General features: G+C 60.6%; 18 protein-coding genes and 1 pseudogene. 5 read left to right on the top strand and 14 right to left on the bottom strand.

Features of this window, described 5'->3' with window-relative positions; genetic code table 11:
- Window positions 1-73: 73 nt before the first annotated feature.
- A complete protein-coding gene (locus tag GTF44_RS18320) occupies window positions 74-1,102 on the top strand; it encodes an IS110 family transposase (RefSeq protein WP_171563527.1) in 1,029 nt (342 codons plus the stop codon).
- A gap of 239 nt (window positions 1,103-1,341) precedes the next feature.
- Here the strand turns inward: GTF44_RS18320 and GTF44_RS18325 are convergent, their stop codons facing one another.
- The 11 genes from GTF44_RS18325 to tsaA form a co-directional block, all read right to left on the bottom strand.
- Entirely contained in the window at window positions 1,342-2,154 is an 813-nt protein-coding gene (locus GTF44_RS18325; RefSeq protein ID WP_171562320.1) for a TRAP transporter large permease subunit, read from the bottom strand.
- Between the two features lie 138 nt (window positions 2,155-2,292).
- Window positions 2,293-3,306, bottom strand: a complete 1,014-nt coding sequence (locus GTF44_RS18330) for a TAXI family TRAP transporter solute-binding subunit (protein ID WP_171562322.1) — start codon at window positions 3,304-3,306, stop codon at window positions 2,293-2,295.
- Between the two features lie 131 nt (window positions 3,307-3,437).
- The gene (locus GTF44_RS18335) at window positions 3,438-4,364 is read right to left on the bottom strand and encodes a LysR family transcriptional regulator (RefSeq protein WP_171562324.1); all 927 of its coding nucleotides are present in this window, start codon (window positions 4,362-4,364) and stop codon (window positions 3,438-3,440) included.
- Window positions 4,365-4,670: 306 nt separating this feature from the next.
- Complete coding sequence (locus GTF44_RS18340; RefSeq protein WP_171562326.1) at window positions 4,671-4,988, bottom strand: integrase; 318 nt, start codon at window positions 4,986-4,988, stop codon at window positions 4,671-4,673.
- A 377-nt stretch (window positions 4,989-5,365) separates the two neighbouring features.
- Window positions 5,366-6,118 (bottom strand): putative sulfate/molybdate transporter, encoded by a 753-nt coding sequence (locus tag GTF44_RS18345; protein ID WP_216365170.1) that lies wholly within the window; start codon window positions 6,116-6,118, stop codon window positions 5,366-5,368.
- A gap of 42 nt (window positions 6,119-6,160) precedes the next feature.
- Window positions 6,161-6,310, bottom strand: a complete 150-nt coding sequence (locus GTF44_RS18350) for a hypothetical protein (protein ID WP_171562328.1) — start codon at window positions 6,308-6,310, stop codon at window positions 6,161-6,163.
- Between the two features lie 43 nt (window positions 6,311-6,353).
- Window positions 6,354-7,178, bottom strand: a complete 825-nt coding sequence (locus tag GTF44_RS18355; RefSeq protein WP_171562396.1) for an ABC transporter ATP-binding protein — start codon at window positions 7,176-7,178, stop codon at window positions 6,354-6,356.
- On the bottom strand, window positions 7,178-8,203 hold the full coding sequence (locus tag GTF44_RS18360) for an iron ABC transporter permease (protein ID WP_171562330.1): 1,026 nt from the start codon (window positions 8,201-8,203) through the stop codon (window positions 7,178-7,180). The genes GTF44_RS18355 and GTF44_RS18360 overlap by 1 nt, the downstream gene beginning before the upstream one ends.
- Window positions 8,176-9,204 (bottom strand): iron ABC transporter substrate-binding protein, encoded by a 1,029-nt coding sequence (locus GTF44_RS18365; RefSeq protein ID WP_171562331.1) that lies wholly within the window; start codon window positions 9,202-9,204, stop codon window positions 8,176-8,178. Before GTF44_RS18365 ends, GTF44_RS18360 begins: the two co-directional genes overlap by 28 nt.
- A gap of 1 nt (window position 9,205) precedes the next feature.
- Window positions 9,206-10,018, bottom strand: a complete 813-nt coding sequence (locus GTF44_RS18370; RefSeq protein WP_171562332.1) for a molybdate ABC transporter substrate-binding protein — start codon at window positions 10,016-10,018, stop codon at window positions 9,206-9,208.
- Window positions 10,018-10,503: a tRNA (N6-threonylcarbamoyladenosine(37)-N6)-methyltransferase TrmO gene (gene tsaA, locus GTF44_RS18375; RefSeq protein WP_216365171.1), complete on the bottom strand. Its 486-nt coding sequence runs from the start codon at window positions 10,501-10,503 to the stop codon at window positions 10,018-10,020. Before tsaA ends, GTF44_RS18370 begins: the two co-directional genes overlap by 1 nt.
- 639 nt (window positions 10,504-11,142) lie before the next feature.
- Between tsaA and GTF44_RS18380 the strand changes: the two genes are divergently transcribed.
- On the top strand, window positions 11,143-12,045 hold the full coding sequence (locus GTF44_RS18380) for a helix-turn-helix transcriptional regulator (protein WP_171562334.1): 903 nt from the start codon (window positions 11,143-11,145) through the stop codon (window positions 12,043-12,045).
- A gap of 559 nt (window positions 12,046-12,604) precedes the next feature.
- On the opposite strand, the gene GTF44_RS18385 is transcribed toward GTF44_RS18380, so the two are convergent.
- Together GTF44_RS18385 and GTF44_RS18390 are read right to left on the bottom strand one after the other, a co-directional pair.
- Entirely contained in the window at window positions 12,605-13,426 is an 822-nt protein-coding gene (locus tag GTF44_RS18385) for a DUF2189 domain-containing protein (protein ID WP_171562335.1), read from the bottom strand.
- Between the two features lie 166 nt (window positions 13,427-13,592).
- Window positions 13,593-13,703: pseudogene (locus GTF44_RS18390) on the bottom strand (GTP-binding protein); the annotation flags it as partial.
- A gap of 188 nt (window positions 13,704-13,891) precedes the next feature.
- On the opposite strand from GTF44_RS18390, the gene GTF44_RS18395 reads away from it, so the two are divergent.
- The gene (locus GTF44_RS18395; RefSeq protein ID WP_171562336.1) at window positions 13,892-15,106 is read left to right on the top strand and encodes a hypothetical protein; all 1,215 of its coding nucleotides are present in this window, start codon (window positions 13,892-13,894) and stop codon (window positions 15,104-15,106) included.
- Window positions 15,107-15,478: 372 nt separating this feature from the next.
- Window positions 15,479-15,727 carry a ParB N-terminal domain-containing protein gene (locus GTF44_RS18400; RefSeq protein WP_171562337.1) on the top strand — a complete coding sequence of 83 codons (249 nt, stop codon included), beginning with the start codon at window positions 15,479-15,481 and terminating at the stop codon, window positions 15,725-15,727.
- On the opposite strand, the gene GTF44_RS18405 is transcribed toward GTF44_RS18400, so the two are convergent.
- Window positions 15,724-16,179 carry an Lrp/AsnC family transcriptional regulator gene (locus tag GTF44_RS18405; RefSeq protein WP_171562339.1) on the bottom strand — a complete coding sequence of 152 codons (456 nt, stop codon included), beginning with the start codon at window positions 16,177-16,179 and terminating at the stop codon, window positions 15,724-15,726. The two genes, GTF44_RS18400 and GTF44_RS18405, sit on opposite strands and share 4 nt — an antisense overlap.
- 127 nt (window positions 16,180-16,306) lie before the next feature.
- Here GTF44_RS18405 and GTF44_RS18410 point away from each other — a divergent pair, with 127 nt between their 5' ends.
- Complete coding sequence (locus GTF44_RS18410) at window positions 16,307-17,356, top strand: Glu/Leu/Phe/Val dehydrogenase (protein ID WP_171562341.1); 1,050 nt, start codon at window positions 16,307-16,309, stop codon at window positions 17,354-17,356.
- The last annotated feature ends 82 nt before the right edge of the window (window positions 17,357-17,438 follow it).

Raw genomic sequence — 17,438 nt, forward strand, 5'->3', positions numbered from 1 at the left:
CTAATGGGATGAACTGCCTTCCCGCCAAGACCGCGGCTATTGTCGCGGAAACAGCGGAGAGAGGAGCATTCTGATGGATATAGCGGTTCTGGGCATTGATCTTGGGAAGACGATTTGCAGCGTGGCTGGTCTGGATGGTGACGGTACGGTGGTGCTGCGCAAACGCATTCAACGTCATCGGCTTTTGAATTTTCTGGCGGAATTGACGCCGTGCATTGTGGCCATGGAGGCCTGTGGCGGAGCCCACCATGTTGGCCATTTCTGTGCTGAGCATGGACATGAGCCAAGATTGATGTCGCCGCTCTACGTCCGCCCCTATGTAAAGGTCCACAAGACCGACGACAGGGATGCTGAAGCGATCGCGGAAGCAGCAACACGCCCGACCATGTCATTCGTGACGCTGAAGTCTCTTGAGCAGCTTGATCTTCAGGCCTTGCATCGCGCTCGGGAGCGTCTCGTTCAGAACCGCACAAGTTTGGTGAACCAGGCCCGTGGGTTCCTGATGGAACGGGGCATTCGCATCGGCACTGGCCGCCATGTCTTTCAGCGCGAGTTGAAGCTGATGTTGGATGATGATGACCAGTGTTTAATGCCAGGTATGGTTCACATGTTGTCTGAAATGGCCGTTGAGTTGGCCGCAGTAAACGACCGCATTACCGGCCTTGATGCGCAGATCCGTGCCCATGCGCGCGAAGATGCGGATATGCGGCGTTTGATGGAGATTCCCGGCGTGGGTCCGACCATTGCCACCGCTCTGGTAGCAGCGATTGGCGATGGCAGCAGCTTTAACAAAGCACGAGATCTATCGGCCTGGCTTGGTCTGGTGCCAAGGCAGATCACTACCGGGGGAAAGGCGCGCCTGATCGGCATTTCCAAGCATGGCAACAGTTACCTGCGAAAGCTGTTTATCCATGGCGCTCGAACCGTTTTGCACCTCGTGCGCGACCGCTCGACCCCATTGGCAAAGTGGGTCGATGCCTTGAAGGAGCGCACCCACGCCAATGTCGCCGGTGTTGCCATGGCCAACAAGTTGGCACGGATCGCATGGGCTGTGTTGACCAAGGGGGAACGTTACAGGCCCAGTGCGTTGGAAGCGGCGTAGTTGAAGCAAGGGGCAAAGGAGACATAGGAATCTGCGAGTGATAGGAGATGGACCAACGACCTGATCGGCGGTGTGTAAGTCTGGCGGGGGGCATGGCCTTCGAGAGCCGATGATCTAATGAGACACATGCCGCGCGACTTCCCATCTTGGTCAGGGGCAAACCGATGCTCCACAAACAGACCGAATACATAGAAGCAGGGTCAAAGGTGCATCAAAAACCACTTGCAGGGGGAGGCAGTTCATACATGCCCCCCGGTTGATGCGACGGCCTCAACAGCGCCGGCAAAGGTCTTGGGATAGCCCATCTTCTTCATCATCGGGATCGTGATAGCGCCGGTCGTTGCCACATTGGCCACAGAACTGCCGGACATCGTGCCCATCAGAGCACTTGCCACGACCGCCATCTTGGCGGGGCCGCCCCGGGTCGCCCCAGTCGCCGCCTTGGTGACGTTGACAAAGAAGTCTCCGCCGCCGGTGATCTGCAACAACGCGCCGAAGACCACAAAAAGGAAGATGAAGTTTGTCGAAACGCCCAGAGCGACGCCAAAAATGCCCTCGAAGCTGAAATACATCTGGTCGACGAACTCGTTGATACTGAGCCCGCTATGCGCCAGCGGTCGCAGGAAATCCACGTGCCTCAGATGCGGGCCGATGAACCCATAGAAGATGAAGATCAGGCAAAGCACGGATATGGCCATGCCAAGCGAGCGCCGGGTCAGTTCCAGCACAACCGCGATGGTGCCAAAGGCTACAAAGAGCTCGATCGGGCTGGCCTGCTGCGTCCAGGGCGGACGGACCACAATCGAGGCGTGGAAGATGATCATATAGCCGACGCAGATGATCGACAGGGCAATGAGCACGGCGTCAATGCCATTCCGCCGCCAGCCGCCCGAAAGGCGATAGACCAGAAACCCGATCATGAGCGCAAAGAGCAGATGTGTGCCCCGCACCACCAGATCGGGAAACAGGGTGAAAGGAGACGCCACGATGAGGTGAAACACGCCCATCGACACAGCCAGAATGGCAATGGCTTTATCCACATTGATCGGCATGAGGGCGTTGTCTTTCGCTTGTAACTGGGGGCGCGACGAGCCGAGCTTGCATCGCGGTGTGGCAACGGAGATCGGGCGTGCCGTCTCCGAAAAGCCGCGCGCGGGGACACGCGCGGCTTGGTGTCGTCGGACCCGCCGTCAGTTCAGGCGCGGATCGTCTATGGGGATGCCCTGTTCCGCGTAGAAACGTGCAGCGCCAGGATGCAACGGCACCAACATGCCGCGACCGGCTGTGTCAGCTTCGATGAATTGCAGCAGAGCATGGGTCTGCTGAAACCGTTCCAGGTTGTTCCAGATCGCAGACGTCACCCGATAGGCCGTCTCGTCCGGCATCTCGTCTGTGGCAAAGAGGAAAGTATTGGTCCCAACCGAAATGGCCGGTTCAGCTTGCCCCTGGTAGAGGCCCACAGGCAGGGTGACCTGCTCAAACCCGCTGCCATATTGAGCAAGATACGCCTCCACCCGGTCTTCATCCAATGACAGAACCCGGATTGGGCGGGCCGTTTCGGTCGCCAGCACTGTGGAATGCGGATAGAGCGCCACCCACATCACGGCATCGAGCTGTCCGTCGCGCAGCGCGCTTTGCGACTCGCTCCAGCTCAGGTGGTGGACCTGGCCGCCATCGACCTCCAAGTCTTCAATGCTCATCCCATAAACCGCGAGCAGATTGTTGAAGGCGTTCCAGGAAGTCTGACCAGGCTGGCCCGCACTGATCTGGCGTCCGACAAGATCCTCGACCGACTGGATGTCGGAGTCGGCGTCCACCCAAATCTGGATTGCGCTCGGAAAGAAGGTCATCAGCCCGCGCACGTTTTGGATCGGGGCCTCTGGCGTCGCCGGATCGCGACCCGCCCAGGCGTCGGAGGCATTGCTTGCCGAGGTCAGGCCCAAATCGGCATCGCCCGCGCCAACGCGGAGAAGATTGGGGCCAGAGCCACCCGGCTGCACCCCGACGATGCTATCCGGGAATTCCTCGCGGAGCAGGTCACCAAGACCCGTGGCCACAACGTTGAACGTGCCGCCGCTTGGTCCGCCACCAATGTTGAGAAAAGCCGGATCTTCGGCCTGGGCAGTGGTCGGCCCAAGCATCCATGCCGTCGTCAGTGCAACGGCTGCGGTCAAAACGCCGCGTCGGCCAAAGTGTCTTGTCATTGTCGCCTCCCTTGAGATGGTCAGGAGAGTAGCGGGCGAATTGCGCAACAACTCAACGAGTTTCATGCGAAGTTCAGATAAAATTGAGCCCTTCATAGATTTTCTGTATAAGTGAATAGCCCGAGGCGGCTCTAGGACCCCGGCCCGCGCTCCCAATAGGGCCGTAGGGCGGCTTTCATGTAGTCCACGAATTTTTGCGCCGCCGGAGGCAGGGACCGCCCCTTGCGCGTAACTAGACCCAGTTCCCGAAATTTGGGCGGGTCGATCAGAATGCGAAAGGCGATATCGCGATCCCGCGGGTCGACCGACATTTGCGGCAGCGCCGAAATCCCCTGGTTTGCCTTCAACAGGGACAGAACCGTGGCAATGTTCGACACCTCGACCCAGGGAACCGAGATGTTCTCGGGCACCGGGTCAAGGGAATCCAGGATCGGCCGGATGCCGGTGTCGGATGCGAATGAGATAAACGGGTACGCCGCCAACTCCTGCCAACGGACCGGCCCTTGTTCGGATGCCATCGGATGGGATCGGTGCATCGCAACACCAAACGGGTCGCGTATGATCGGTTCGAACTCCAGCCCCATGACTTGATCCGTGCGCCCGGCGACACCGATATCGACCTCGCCATTGGCGACCTTTTCACATATTCCGAACGAGTTATCATCGCGCAATGCCAGGCGAATACCGGGAAACGCCTTCGAGTACCCCTTGATCGTTTCAGGCAGGATCCTCGTTGCAACCGAGGGCAAAACGGCCACCGCGACATGGCCCGATTGCCCTTCGACAATCGACTGGACGCCGGACAGTGTGGTGTCCATATCGTTCAGGACGCGTTCCATCGCCGGCAGGAAAGATCGGCTCGCCGCCGCAAGGCGCAGCGTCTTGGTCGAGCGATCGAAGAGTGTGAGCCCCAGCGTTTGCTCCAACTGCTGGATCGCAGCGGTGACCGAAGGCTGAGACATGCCCAGCGTTTCCGCCGCCCGCGTGAACGACCCCTGGCGCGCCACCGCAACGAAAGAGCGCAGCTGTGTCAGCGTGACCTGTTTCTGTTTTGCCATGCGACCAGTTTTATCGCCCCACCCTGCGGAGTAAAGCAAGCACCGATCGGGCCGGGCCGGGTCTGTTCGCCCACTTGCCCGCAACCGAAAGGCGGAGCTCCCGCGGAGCAGACTGCCTCCAAGGACTATTCCAGCATGTCCTCCCGCGCACTGATATCGGCCGTTTCCCAAGTCGGGCACTCACAGCTTTTTTAGTATGAACTGTCGCGTGATCGAGTTTTTGGCCGCAAATGCGGGCGCTGCGTCCAAGCTGGTCATTGACCAATTTGCGAGGTCTTGCTTGAACTGCACCCGAAAGCAAAGGGATCAAAGGGATTTCGTGATCGCGTCTATCTCACAGCGCACTGGCTTCTGAATCTTGCTTCGCAGGCCAGAGACGCGTTCCTTGATCTGACCCGACACCATCACGTCGGCCACTTTCATCTTCACCAGCTCACAGCCGCACAGCTTGCTGTCGATTGCCATGTTGAGAAGAGCAAAGTTGCGATGGTTCTTGACCAATTCGAGTCGCACCCGAGTTGACCAGACGTGCTTTGGTTTCACTGGTCGCTTCTGACCAACGATGCGGCCCTTGTTCCCGGAGCGGTGTAGGGCACGTATTGCAGATAAGTTTGGTGTTTCCATGACTGATCCTCCGATCTGCCATGACCTTCCAAAACGACAACCCGACGTTGACCAGAGCATTCTATCAAAACATTCTGCGTTGCCTCCGAGGTTGGCATGGAGCCCAAACCTCCCAGATACTGCTTTCCGCACCGACTTATGAAAGGTCGATCAAAGCCGCCGTTCAAGACGCTTGGTGAGCTAGTTCCGTGATGGATGACAGCGATTGGTGCCTGATTTCAACAAATCCGGCGAGTCCCTGCGCAACACATGTTCACCCTTCGATCGCGTGGCCTATTGCCCTGTCGCGATGATCGCGTTTTGGGTTTCTTCTTGATCTATTGCGGCTTTCTGGGTCGTTCCAACAGCCTCGTGCGATTGGCGCAGCGGACATCCGGCTACCGAAAAGCGTTCGTCGCGTGACGCAAGATGCGCTTTCGCACGATTTCCGCGAGCGTGCCAAGGATCAAGCCTGTCAATGGTGTCCCCAAGACCGTGCCCAGTGCGGTAACGGCCATGACGGGTCTGCAGGATGGTCGTGCGTCGATCAGCCGTTGGCTGGCCGCCAACTCCACCGAAGCAATCAGCAGCAGCGCCCCCAATGTGGTCATCGGTATCGACATCAGCACGATCTGTCTCAACGGATCCGGCACCAGAGCGAGAACCAGCAAGCCTGCCCCGAAGCGCAAAGCGGCGACCGCGACACCTAGTGAAACGATACCAACACCGACATGGTCTGTCATCAGGCCGAGCGCAATCCAGCCCAGAGCCATCCCAAGCCCCAGTTGCAGCCCGGAGAGGACAGACTGCGGCACCAGACGCGCAAGCTTGTCGATAAGGCCGCTGGCACCCAATGCCAGGGGAACAAGGCCGATCAATACGCCGCTCAGGACGATGGCGCCGGGTGTGATCTCGCTCACCAGCGCAATCGCGGCGATTGCCTTCATTGGCTGGACCGGGATTGGCGGACGATAGATCAGGCCCGTGGCGATATAGGACAGGCCGAAACACAGCAACACGTTCGACGCAGGCAGCCAATCAGCGCGATCGCGCCGATCATCAACGGCAACAGCGTCCCGATATCGCCGAGCGCGCCACTGGCTTCGCGAAGATCGAAGCGGCAGCTGGGAATCTGCTGACCCTTCACTCACATCTCTTTATCATAAGGGACATGCTGGATTTCCCACGCCTGATCATAGGTCCGGCCGCAACCGCAAACCAAGGCCGGCGTGAGAGATGAAACTGTCTGCACCGAACAGGCTGACCGAACCTGCTTGAGCAACCGACAAGGTATTGTCCATTTCGAAATATGGATCGGTGTCGGTGACGGCGATGATCACCAAGGCCTAGGTCAGACGATCTGAGGCTACTGATGGGCAAGACTGCCTAGACATTTACCACGGCATCGGATGTCGTCATCGGCGCGGCCTGGCGGCCGAGCGACGGCAGGCAGACTTTGCGGCCTGAACCGGTGGTTTCGACAGTGATCTTAAGATCGTAGACCTGGCTCAGATTGGGCCCTGTCAGGACATCGGTTGCGCGACCCTCCGCGTGCGTCCGCCCGTCTTTCATGAGCAAGACACGGGCGTCCAGGGCAAACGCCTGGTCGGGGTCGTGGGTCGACAGGATGACGCTGCGCCCGGCCGCCGCGACATCTCTGACCAGCGTCTTGATCTGCGCCAGCACCTGAGCCTGATTGCCGAAATCGAGGCTGGCGGTCGGCTCATCCATCACGATCAGGGGCGCTTCTTGCGCCAGCGCACGTGCGATCAGCACAAGCTGCCGTTGTCCGCCGGACAGCCGCGAATAATCCCTGTGCGCCAGATCCCCGATGCCGAGTTGCTGCATCGCGTTCAAGGCAATGTCCCGGTCCTGTTGTCCGGGCTGCTCGAACATCCCGAGGCGCGAGGTGCGTCCCATCAGCACCACCTCAAGCGCGTCGAACGGAAAGGGCGGTGCGTGGGCCTGGGGCACATAGGCAACCCGCCGGGCAATCTCGGCACGGCTCAGTGCTGTGATCGATTTCTCGCCAAGCAGAACCTGCCCTGACAGCGCGGGAAGAAGCCCAAGCAGCGTGCAGAACAAGGTTGTCTTGCCACATCCGTTCGGCCCCAGAAGGCAGAGAATATCTCCGGGGTGCACGGCGAGGGTCAGGCCCGCGCCGATCTCGGTCTTGCCGTATCCGATCGCCAAATCCCGCGCCTCAAGCATCAGGTCCACCCCCGCCGTCCAAAGGCCAGCAGCCAGACGAAGAACGGCGCACCGATAACGGCGGTCAGAATGCCGAGCGGCACTTCGACCTGAGCCATGGTGCGGGCAAGCGTATCGACGATCAGCAGGTATCCCGCCCCGATCAGAATCGAGACCGGCAGCAGCCGCCCGAAGCCAGGGCCCACAAGCATCCGCGCGATATGCGGGATGACAAGGCCGACCCAGCCGACGACACCGGCCAATGCGGTGACACTCGCGGTGATCAGCGTGGCCGCCGCGATGACCAGAAAGCGGGTGCGCCCGACCTCGATCCCGAGGGCGCGGGCCTCCTCATCGCCAAGGCTCAGGACATTGATACGCCAGCGCAGCAGCGCCAGCGGCACAAGCCCGATCAGCACCATGGGCAGCGCGGGCAGGATATCTTCGGTGGTGATCGCCGCGAGCGAGCCCAGCAGCCAGAAGGTGATCGCGGGAAGCTGATCATACGGATCGGCCATGACCTTCAGCAGAGAGGTCGCAGCACCGGCCAGGGCGCCGATCACCACACCGATCAGCACCAGAGTCAGCGTCCGGTCGGTGTTGCGGACCATGGATGCCACCAGCATCACGAACCCAACGGCGACCATGCCACCGACAAAGGCCGAAGCCTGGATCGCGGCGACCGGCATTGAGAAAAAGATGCCGGCAACCGCGCCAAGGCCGGCCCCCGCCGAAACCCCCAGAATATCCGGAGACACAAGAGGGTTTCGGAACAGCGCCTGATAGCTCGCCCCAGCCGCGGCCAGCGCCGCGCCGACCAGCAGCGCCGCGGCGACACGCGGCATGCGAATGTTCCAGACCACGATTTCGGCTTGGGGATCGCCGCGTCCCAGCAGCGCCATCAGCGTCTGACCGGGCGTCAGGCCGAAGGGCCCGATCATCACCGCCATGAAGACCAGCGCCGTCAAACACAGCGCCAGCCAACTCGTCAGCGTCAGGACCGGACGTCGTCGCTGCGTTACATCGGCGGTCGTCCCTCGGCCCATTCGAGCAGCCTCTCTAGTTCTTCTTCGGTCAGATCGACATGATAGTAGAGTTCATAGAAGGCGCGGGTATCTTCGCGCAGATCCCCCTGCCATTGGTCTGGATAGAGCAGGCCCGCCATCCAGATCAGCCCTATCATCCGGTTGAGCGATGGCGGGCGGTCGATCCAACCGAAAGGCGCTGTGGGGGACAGATAGACCCGACCATCACGCACGGCGTCGATGCCCTGCCAGAGCGGGTCGTCGAACGCCGATCCGTAGAAGTTCGGATCCCAGGTCACAATGGTATCGGGGTTGGCCACGATGACCTGCTCCATCGAGGCCTGGACAAGCCCGCGTGTCGTGCCCCCATCGTCTGCGACGTTCCGCCCGCCAGCACGTTCGATAATCTCGGTATTGATCGAGCCCTTCATGCCCGTTTCGAGCCCTTCCGGTCCTCGCGCCAGATAAACGCGGGGCCGCTCTTCCTCGGGGACGTTCTCAAGGATGGCGTCGATCCGGGCGAAGGTCGCTTCGACATCTGCCGCCAGTTCCTCGCCGCGCTCCGGCACGCCAAGCGCTTCGCCAAGCAGCCGGAGCGCGGCGGGTGTATTCTCGAACCGGCCATCGATCAGGATATAGGGAATGTCGGTCTGCTCCTGAACACGGTTGGCAAGGTCGACATAGGTGTCGCGAACAGAACCGAAATCAATGATCAGATCGGGTTGGATCTCCAGGACACGCTCAAGGTTTGCTTCACCGCCGCGCCCGGTGATGCGCCCTGTCTCGGGAATGTCGCGATAGGGCGCTGCGATGTAATCGCGTTCCGCTGGCCGCAGGGCGCGTGGCCAGCCGGTGAGTGCCTCAGGCTTCATGATGTATACAAGGATCGACGCCGGTGGGCCCGCGGCAAAGACGGTGTTCACCTCGTCGGGGATCTCCACAACGCGCCCGGCACTGTCGGTGATCGTGCGCGCTTGTGCGGGCAGAGCCAGTACGACAAGAAGTAACAACAAGTATCGCATATCAGTTCTCCTCCGAGGCGGCCGCTGTGTCGAAACCGTGTTCGGCCAGGACCGATTGACCGGCCGGTGACCGGATGTGCCGCGCGAGCGTCCAAGCGCTTTCCGGCGCGCCATCAAGGACGATCAGCCCGTAATCCGCACCGACCGACAAGGCCTCCGGCACCGGCACGATTTGCAGGTCGGGGCTCTCCTTCTGCGCAAGCACCGCGTTGGTGCGATAGGTCAGGAAGATGTCGGCCTGACCGCTGTCCAGCACCCATGCGTACGCGTTGTGGCCTTCTGGGGGTTCGGCGCTGTCAGCGCCGCCGGTGAGGTGCAGCGCCTTTCGCTTGAGGGTGTCCGCATGTCCCGACTTGTCGAACAACTCGAAGGCATAGTCACCGGACGGATCAGCTTTCGGCATCGATATGCCCACGCGCACGTTGCCTGACAGCATCACCTCAAGCAGCGCTTCGGAAGACACACTCACCTCCGGTCTTGCCAACCCGCAGAGATGATTGCGTGCGAACGCCGTGACAGGACCGCCCCGTCCCGCGCCTTCTAACGTCTTCGGATGGTACATGTTCGCAGAGGCGAAGACATGGGCGGTTTCCCCGGCCTCGATACGGTCATGCATCAGACCCGACGGCCCAAAAGTCATGGCAACCGCTGTTCCGTGGGTCGCGCTGTAGTCAGCCGCCATATCCGACAGGGCGGCTTTCAGGCTGCCTGCCGCGAAAAGCGAAACCTCTTCCGCCAATGAGGGGTGTAACCGCAAGCGCGAGCGTGGCTCCCGGATTGCGCGACTCTCGCATGCTGATCCCGCACTAATCATTATGCTTCGCTTTGTGTGTCGCCCGATTTCGCAGGCGCTTTGGGTGTGAACGCGCAGCGGTCCGGCTTGAGGTCAATCAGAGGCGTCCCGTCGAGACAGTCGAGGCCGCGCACATACAGATCGCCCCCGTCGATCCTTTCGAGCTTGACGATGGAGGTGCCGATAGGATTGGGCCGCACGGGTGAGCGAAGGGCGAAGGTTCCGACGGTTTGCCCATCGCTTTTCGGGCTTTGGAGGATCAGGTCGCGTCGGCCTTTGTCCAGCCAATAGAGCACCTCGATCATCTCATAGTCTTCGAGACCACGCAGAGCGCCGCGCCACAGCGGATTGAGCACCAGTCGACACTCTGGCCCGTCAAGGCGGCCCTGACGCGGACAATCGTCGCGGGATTGCCACGGCGTTAGGATTGTCCCGATGAAACGCAGGGTCGCATCGGACGCGGGCGAGAGATCGACCGCTTGTTCATTGGTCCGCAGATCATTCAGATTTGTCACGAGTCCCTCGGTAAATTATGCAACAATTTGCGTATACACTTCTCGCCCAACGACGCTCTTTTTGTGATTTTGGCCGGAATTTTGGCCTGAATCTAGCCTTGAAATCTCATTTGAGCGTCGTAGCTTTGACAAAGCTCCGGAAAAAATGCGAACCGAGAGGGCTTTGCAAAAGAACAGTTCAGCCTTCGACCTCGCCTTCGAGCGCTTGCCACGACGCAACGCAGCTCTAATCGGCATGAGCGCTCTGAGAGGGCTCCCACAGGGAACATCGGCATTCTCTTCTCCCTCCATTTTTTGGCTCGGGGCGCTGGTTTTTGGGTGTGGAACATGCGCCAGTGATGATGACCATCGCCGTCTTTTCAGTGTGCCGAGATGGTCCGCGCGCTGTGTCGTAGACCGCTGCACTCCACTCACAAGTGTTTCAGGGATGTCCGTTGCGGCTGGTGACAGCGGGTCTTGCCCGGTTCCGCCGCGCTCTCGCCGGGCCCGGCGCGGTGATCACCGTCGGCGGAAAATCGATCATCCGACCTGCCTGATGACCAGCAGCTGTTCTTCCCAACCGTGCGGCATACTTGATAAGTTGGTCGAGAAGGCGGATAGAATACAGCCCCGCTAACCGACCAAGATGCCATGGAAGATTTTGTCTTACCGGATCACGAATACCTGACAGTCAAGGAACTGGCCGATCTCCTTCGGCTGAAGGAGCGCAAGATATACGACCTGGCCTCGTCCGGTAGCGTCCCGTGTTCCAGGGCAACTGGCAAGCTGCTGTTTCCCGCCGCCGAGATCCGGGCCTGGATTGAGCAGGCCAAATCCGGCGGTGTTGCGCCGCCGGAACGCCGTGCCGAGGCGCGCCCGCCGATTATCCTGGGCAGCCACGATCCATTGCTCGACTGGGCGATCCGCCAGTCACGCTGCGGCCTGGCAAGCTACTATGACGGGTCGCTCGACGGGCTCGACCGCTTCACGCGGGGCGAGGGGGTTGCCGCGGGGTTGCACATTCATGATGCGAAATCAGATCGTTGGAATGTGCCGGCCGTGTCGGCGATGGCCGCAGATCAAAATGCGGTGCTTGTCACGTTCGCTGCGCGACAGCGGGGGCTGGTCTATCATGCGGACGGATTTGTTCCTGCCGGTTTGTCCGATCTTGCGGGCGGCCGTTTCGTTCCGCGTCAGACGACATCCGGCACGGAGACCCTGTTTCGCGAAATCGCGAAGAAAGAGGGGTTGGACCTGTCCCGCTTGAAACTTGCGGACGTGGCACGCACTGAGGACGAGGCCGTCGAGGCGGTTCGGCGCGGCAATGCGGATGTCACTTTCGGGCTAAAGGCCGTCGCGCAGAGCTACGGTCTGGAGTTTTTGCCCGTTATCGAGGAACAATTCGCTCTGATTGTGGACCGCAAATCCTGGTTCGACACGGCGATGCAAAAACTGCTGAGGTTCTGCGCGACCACGGATTTCGAGAGAAGGGCGCAGGCCTATGGCGGCTATGATACGGCGGAACTCGGCAAGGTGATCTGGAACGCCCGATAGCAACCTCTGAACGTCGGGAGCGTGGCGGCCGTGGCTCGCCGGGGTTGGTTTCCCGATCGCGGACATATCGGCCATATGAATGTCGGTGAGGTTGTCAGATGCCGTGAGATGACATCCATGTAGCTGCCAAGCCCAGATCCGCCCGGCGCCGTTCGGGCCGAGCCCAACGATGGACGCTGTCGGTACGAAGGCACGTCTCGCGCATCTCGCAGCCCTTGCGCCTAATCTGGACCGAGATCAGACCCCCGCGAGGAGCTTGATGATGGAGGCGACTTTCGTGTGCGCACGTCTGTCCAGCTCGTCTCGAATGTTCAGTATCAGCAGCGAGCAAACATCGACATCTGTTAGCCAAGCGACGGCTTCGTCCTGCAGATTGTGAGGTCGGTCAGCTCTGGATTTCGCATTCGCAGCGAACGGCATGTATGCGCGCTGCGATCACAGTATCGTGAAGGTAGAGCGAAGGTCCAGAATGGGCCGAAAGTAAGGCGCGCGCCTGTCCCGTGTGGACCTTCTGGACACGGACTCGGCGGCCCCAAATCGTGCCCTCGGGTGCTTTCGCTCACCCCTCCGCCGGTGTCACAGCTCGTTGATAGAGATGCCAGGTGGTATGGCCCAGGATCGGGAGGGTGACGATCAGGCCCAGGAAAGCTGGACCCAGCGACACCAGCATGGTGACCGAAATGATTGCGGCCCAGGTGAGCATGACCACTGGGTTCTCCGTAACCACACGAATGGAGGTGAGCATGGCGGACACGAAATCGATGTCCTCCCGATCAAGCAGCATTGGCATGGCGACGACGGTCACCGTGAAGAGAACGGCGGACAAGAACGCGCCTGCGACGGTGCCGATGGCCAGGAAGGTCCATCCCTGGGGCGTGAAGAGGACTGCGGTCAAAAATCCGTCAAGATCCGAGAAGGCGGCATCCTGCAGGATGATCGCCAGCCAAAGCCGAACCTGGTACATCCACACCCAGAAGACGAACAGGGTGACAAAGGCCATCCAACCCATCTCGCGTTTGCGTTGCCGGGCCATGACGGTGAGGATGTCTGACCAGCCGAAGCTCTCTGCCTTCTGCAACCGGCGGGACATCTCATAAAGCCCGGCGGCGGCGAAGGGGGCCACCAGCGGAAAGGCAACGACGGCGGGAATGGTCATCCAGATCATGTCGAGCCAGATCAGGGTCCAGATGAACAGGATGCCGAACATGGCGTAGAATAGGCCGAAAAAGCCGCTCATGACGGGACGGGCCAGAAAGTCGGAAACCCCGGCCTTCAGCGACGCGGTGATATCGCGTGCAGTTATCTTGTTGACCTTGGGCAGGGCCCGCGGCTGCGGCGTGACGTTGTCCGGAGGTGTGGCCCCTGCGGTCTTGGATGTCATGACATACTCCTCCCAAAGTATGAATCCGCATTGTTCCGTTTGCTAACAGAGCAGCGGAAACAGCCATGCCGTCCCAGGGTGGAAGTCTGCATCAGGTGGAGCACAAGGGCAAGGCGGGAGTTGGGCGGCCAAATCCGCAAAGCCGTTATCTTGCCATTATGCGACCCCGCGCGGCCACCGTCCCGGTGAGCTGGATCAGCCGGTCGGCCAGGGTGGATTTGCCATGGTCGATATGCGCGACGATGGAGAAATTGCGGATGCGGGAGAGGTTGGTCATGGACGGCCCTTGGGTGTGTGTTTCAACGGGATGTAGCCGAGAGGCGGGGCGGGCCACGGTTCGGTCGAAAGCCAGAAGAGGATCGAACGGCACATTCGAGCCGCGAGCAGGCCAAAACTCGACATCCATCTGAAAGTGGCTTGTGTGCGGAACGGTCGGCGTTAAGTTTCACCGCTGCGAGGGTTTATATGATGGTTACCAGCGAAAATGAGCTCCGGGTCTTTTTGGAGACGCAGCCGCAAGAGGTTTCGGTTGCGATTGCCTATCGTGCAACAATGCGGGTTTTACCGTTCGCCACGCGCGTGGATGGGTTTGAGGGTGCGCCGCATTTGACGCTAGCTAGCTTGCGGGCGGGCTTAACATCTGGGGTCATCGCGGCGCGATCTAGTCGGGATGTCAAACTCACAGCTTGTGCCGCCGCTAGCGGGGCGTCGATTGGTTTGTTTTTTTCCGGGCCAGTCGCTGGCTCGATCCGTGGACCTTCGGCGATCCACCTTTCTGCTCGAGCGGCGAGTCCGGCCGCGCGTGCTGCCGCCCGAGCCGCCCTTTGTGCGGTCGATAGCGGCGCTGTTGCCGATGCCTTCCGTGCTGCCGACGCCGCCGCTGTCGCGGCTTTTCCAGCTGGCGCAGTACTCACTAATGATCTCGCAATCGTTGCAGCGGACGCCGCTGCAACGACGGTTTTTCCCGCCGATGCCGTCGTCGCTTGTGTCGCTGCCGATGTCGCCCGCGTTGCCGCCAACGAAATGGATTCTCTTCGTCTGGCCGCGTTTCGCATCGACCTACCCGCTCCATTGAGCAACATCGTTACGCCGGTAACGCAATCGGTCGATAGTGCCCTAACCATTGGCGGTCCTTGGACCTTTTGGGCGAAATGGTATGACCGCGCGATGGCGGGCGATCCGTTGCCTTGGGATCTGCAGGAACAGATTGCGCTGATCCCGGATAAGGTCTGGGAGGCCGGGCCGGAGGCGGTGGCTGAGGAGATCGCGCGGATTGAAGCAGAGTTCGACCTGCGGCAGCGAATTGCTGAGCTCGAGGTCGATCAAGCCCTGATTAAGGAAAAGCGCCTTGGCATGGGCGGCAACAACCCACCCATCGAAATCGATGATCGAGAGACCGTTGAACAGGTTATCGTTCTTTGGGAAAGCATCAAGGGCCTTAAGGAAGAAGTCGACGCGGATGAGCCGGATACCGAGCGCGTCGCGGGCTTGATTGATCGAATCGCCGCCGCTCTAAGATTCATCATCGCTTGGTGCGGACGAAAGGCCGATCTGATGATCGATACGACGATCAAGTGGGGTGTGCCAGCCGCTGGTGGAGGTTACTTCTTTCTGAATCCTGCAAAGGCAGAATCCGTGTTGAAGGCTGCTCAGGCTTGGCTGCCGTTTCTCGCCCCTTGATGCGCAATGCCGCTGACGCGTCTTTGTGTGGGCCATGCGGAACAGTGGCGGAGCTGGCTGGATGCGCGGAGCGCCCGGGAGCAAGCCGAAGGCGCCGGGCGAGCGCCTGCCCGTTCGGTCGGGCTGGCGCTTCTGCAACCTCCGCTTTCTTCATAGGATGGAGGGGCTTGGCTGCCGTAAATCGACCCGCAAGACCGGTGCTGCGCCATCCCACGGGCAGGCCATTCGCCCGGCTTGCGTTGTGGTTAATCCGAAGGTCGGTTTGGAATCCGATGCGATTGTCGCTGGCATGCCTCTGGAAACCTGGGTTCCGTCTTTCGGCTCTCATTCCGCGATGCTATCGTCACTCGTTTCCGCTAGAGGGCTGAAATCATGCCCAAGACCATCTCCGTCCCGATCGCTGAAGTTTATGTCCCCGTCAAACGGGCCAAGACGTTGGAGGCCGATAAGGTCGAGGCACTGGCCAATGACATTCTGGAGAACGGGCAGACAACGCCGATCCGTGTGCGGCAGGGCAAGGGGCGGTATGTGTTGATCGAAGGGTATCATCGGTTGGAGGCGCTCAAGGCGTTGGGCGAGGCGGATGTCACCGCAAATATCGTCCACGCCCGGTTACATTAACCCACCGGCACGACCTCCCTCGCCACCATTTGCCTCAGCGAGAAGCTCGACCGGGTGGCGCGGATGCCGGGGACGTTCATCAGGCTGTGTTCGAGGAATTGATCGAAGGCCGTGAGGTCCGGGGCGACGACTTTCAGGAGGATATCGCGGGTGCCGGTCATCAGGTGGCACTCCACGACTTCGTCAAACCGAGCCACAGCACGCTCGAAAGCGCGGATCGTGTCCTGGCTTTGGCGGTCCAGTTCGACAAAGACAAAAACGGTTAGTGGGTAGCCCAATTTGGTCTGATCCACGCGGGCGGTGTAGCCGGTGATGATGCCCTCGGCCTCCATCCGGGCGATCCGGCGGGCGCAGGGGGTGGGTGTGAGGCCGACACGCTCGGCCAGGTCGATGATCGGGATTCGGCCATCCTCTTGCAATGTGGTGAGAATTCGTTTGTCGATGGCGTCCATGGCTGGAAATCTCCAAGGAATGGTCATCTGTTGGGGATAATCGCCAAAACCGGCGCATGCAAAGCTTATCTTTACCGACTATCCCTAATCTGGTCACGCTAGGCTTGGGGCAAAGAGGAGGTCCCCCATGAACGTCACAGCTATTGCCGCGCCCACCCATGAAGAGGTGATCCGGGTTGAAGACCGCGAAAGCGGGTTGATCGGGTTTATCGCCATTCATTCGACGGAGCTTGGGCCGGCGGCGGGCGGGCTGCGGATGCGGCACTATCCCAGTGAGGCGGCGGCGCTGGAGGATGTGTTGCGGCTGTCGCGCGGGATGACGTTCAAAAATGCGGCCGCCGATCTGCCGTTGGGCGGGGGCAAGGCGGTGATCATCGGCGATCCGAAGACGAAGACGGCGGCGCAGCTGCGGGCTTTCGCACGGGCAATCGATGGCGTTTCCGGGCGTTATTGGACGGCGGAAGATATGGGGATGAGCCCGGCGGATATGGCTGTGATGGCGGCGGTGACGCCTTATGTGGCGGGGCTGCCGGATGGCGATTTTGCCAGTGGTGACCCCTCGCCGATCACCGCGCGGGGTATTTTCAATGCGATCCGGATCACCGCGAAACATCGCTTTGGCAGCCCGGTTTTGGCGGGCCGTCATGTGGCGGTCCAAGGGTTGGGCCATGTTGGCTGGCATCTGTGCAAGCTGCTCCGCGCGGCGGGGGCGGATCTGACGGTGGCCGATATCGATGCCGCGCGTGTCGCCTGGGCGGCGCAGAGTTTTGGCGCGGCAACGGTGGCACCTGACGAGATTTTGGCGGTTGAGGCCGATGTTCTGGCGCCTTGCGCGATTGGCGGGGTGCTGAATGCCGAAACGATCCCGGCGCTCCGGGTGCAGGCCGTGGCGGGGGGCGCGAATAACCAACTGGCCACCGAGGCGGATGGCGCGGCGCTGCATCAGCGCGGCATCCTGTATGCGCCGGATTATGTGGCCAATGCCGGGGGCATCATCAATGTGGCGACGGAGATTCTGCGGATCGAAGACCGGGAGGGGTTTGTCAGCGAGAAGCTGACAGCGCTGGACGCGACGCTGGAGGCAATTTTCATCCGCGCGGCAGACCGCAGTGTGGGGCCAGATCGTGTGGCCGATGAGACCGTTGCCAGCAAGATGCAGAGGCCCCGGGCGGCTTGATGCGCGTCACGTGCCTGTCAGTTGAAAAATCATCCGTCTTGAGGCATTCTTGCGGGCAATGAGGCGGGCATCAGACCCGCGA

It is taken from the genome of Roseobacter sp. HKCCD6576-2 (assembly GCF_013179285.1).
Taxonomy (GTDB): Bacteria; Pseudomonadota; Alphaproteobacteria; order Rhodobacterales; family Rhodobacteraceae; genus Rhodophyticola; species Rhodophyticola oceani.

Excerpts from the sequence above, each read along its gene's own strand:
- GTF44_RS18320 (WP_171563527.1), top strand. The coding sequence starts at position 74 with ATGGATATAGCGGTTCTGGGCATTGATCTTGGGAAGACGATTTGCAGC.
- GTF44_RS18325 (WP_171562320.1), bottom strand. The coding sequence starts at position 2,154 with ATGCCGATCAATGTGGATAAAGCCATTGCCATTCTGGCTGTGTCGATG.
- GTF44_RS18330 (WP_171562322.1), bottom strand. The coding sequence starts at position 3,306 with ATGACAAGACACTTTGGCCGACGCGGCGTTTTGACCGCAGCCGTTGCA.
- GTF44_RS18335 (WP_171562324.1), bottom strand. The coding sequence starts at position 4,364 with ATGGCAAAACAGAAACAGGTCACGCTGACACAGCTGCGCTCTTTCGTT.
- GTF44_RS18340 (WP_171562326.1), bottom strand. The coding sequence starts at position 4,988 with ATGGAAACACCAAACTTATCTGCAATACGTGCCCTACACCGCTCCGGG.
- GTF44_RS18355 (WP_171562396.1), bottom strand. The coding sequence starts at position 7,178 with ATGCTTGAGGCGCGGGATTTGGCGATCGGATACGGCAAGACCGAGATC.
- GTF44_RS18360 (WP_171562330.1), bottom strand. The coding sequence starts at position 8,203 with ATGGGCCGAGGGACGACCGCCGATGTAACGCAGCGACGACGTCCGGTC.
- GTF44_RS18365 (WP_171562331.1), bottom strand. The coding sequence starts at position 9,204 with ATGCGATACTTGTTGTTACTTCTTGTCGTACTGGCTCTGCCCGCACAA.
- GTF44_RS18370 (WP_171562332.1), bottom strand. The coding sequence starts at position 10,018 with ATGATTAGTGCGGGATCAGCATGCGAGAGTCGCGCAATCCGGGAGCCA.
- GTF44_RS18380 (WP_171562334.1), top strand. The coding sequence starts at position 11,143 with ATGGAAGATTTTGTCTTACCGGATCACGAATACCTGACAGTCAAGGAA.
- GTF44_RS18385 (WP_171562335.1), bottom strand. The coding sequence starts at position 13,426 with ATGACATCCAAGACCGCAGGGGCCACACCTCCGGACAACGTCACGCCG.
- GTF44_RS18395 (WP_171562336.1), top strand. The coding sequence starts at position 13,892 with ATGATGGTTACCAGCGAAAATGAGCTCCGGGTCTTTTTGGAGACGCAG.
- GTF44_RS18400 (WP_171562337.1), top strand. The coding sequence starts at position 15,479 with ATGCCCAAGACCATCTCCGTCCCGATCGCTGAAGTTTATGTCCCCGTC.
- GTF44_RS18405 (WP_171562339.1), bottom strand. The coding sequence starts at position 16,179 with ATGGACGCCATCGACAAACGAATTCTCACCACATTGCAAGAGGATGGC.
- GTF44_RS18410 (WP_171562341.1), top strand. The coding sequence starts at position 16,307 with ATGAACGTCACAGCTATTGCCGCGCCCACCCATGAAGAGGTGATCCGG.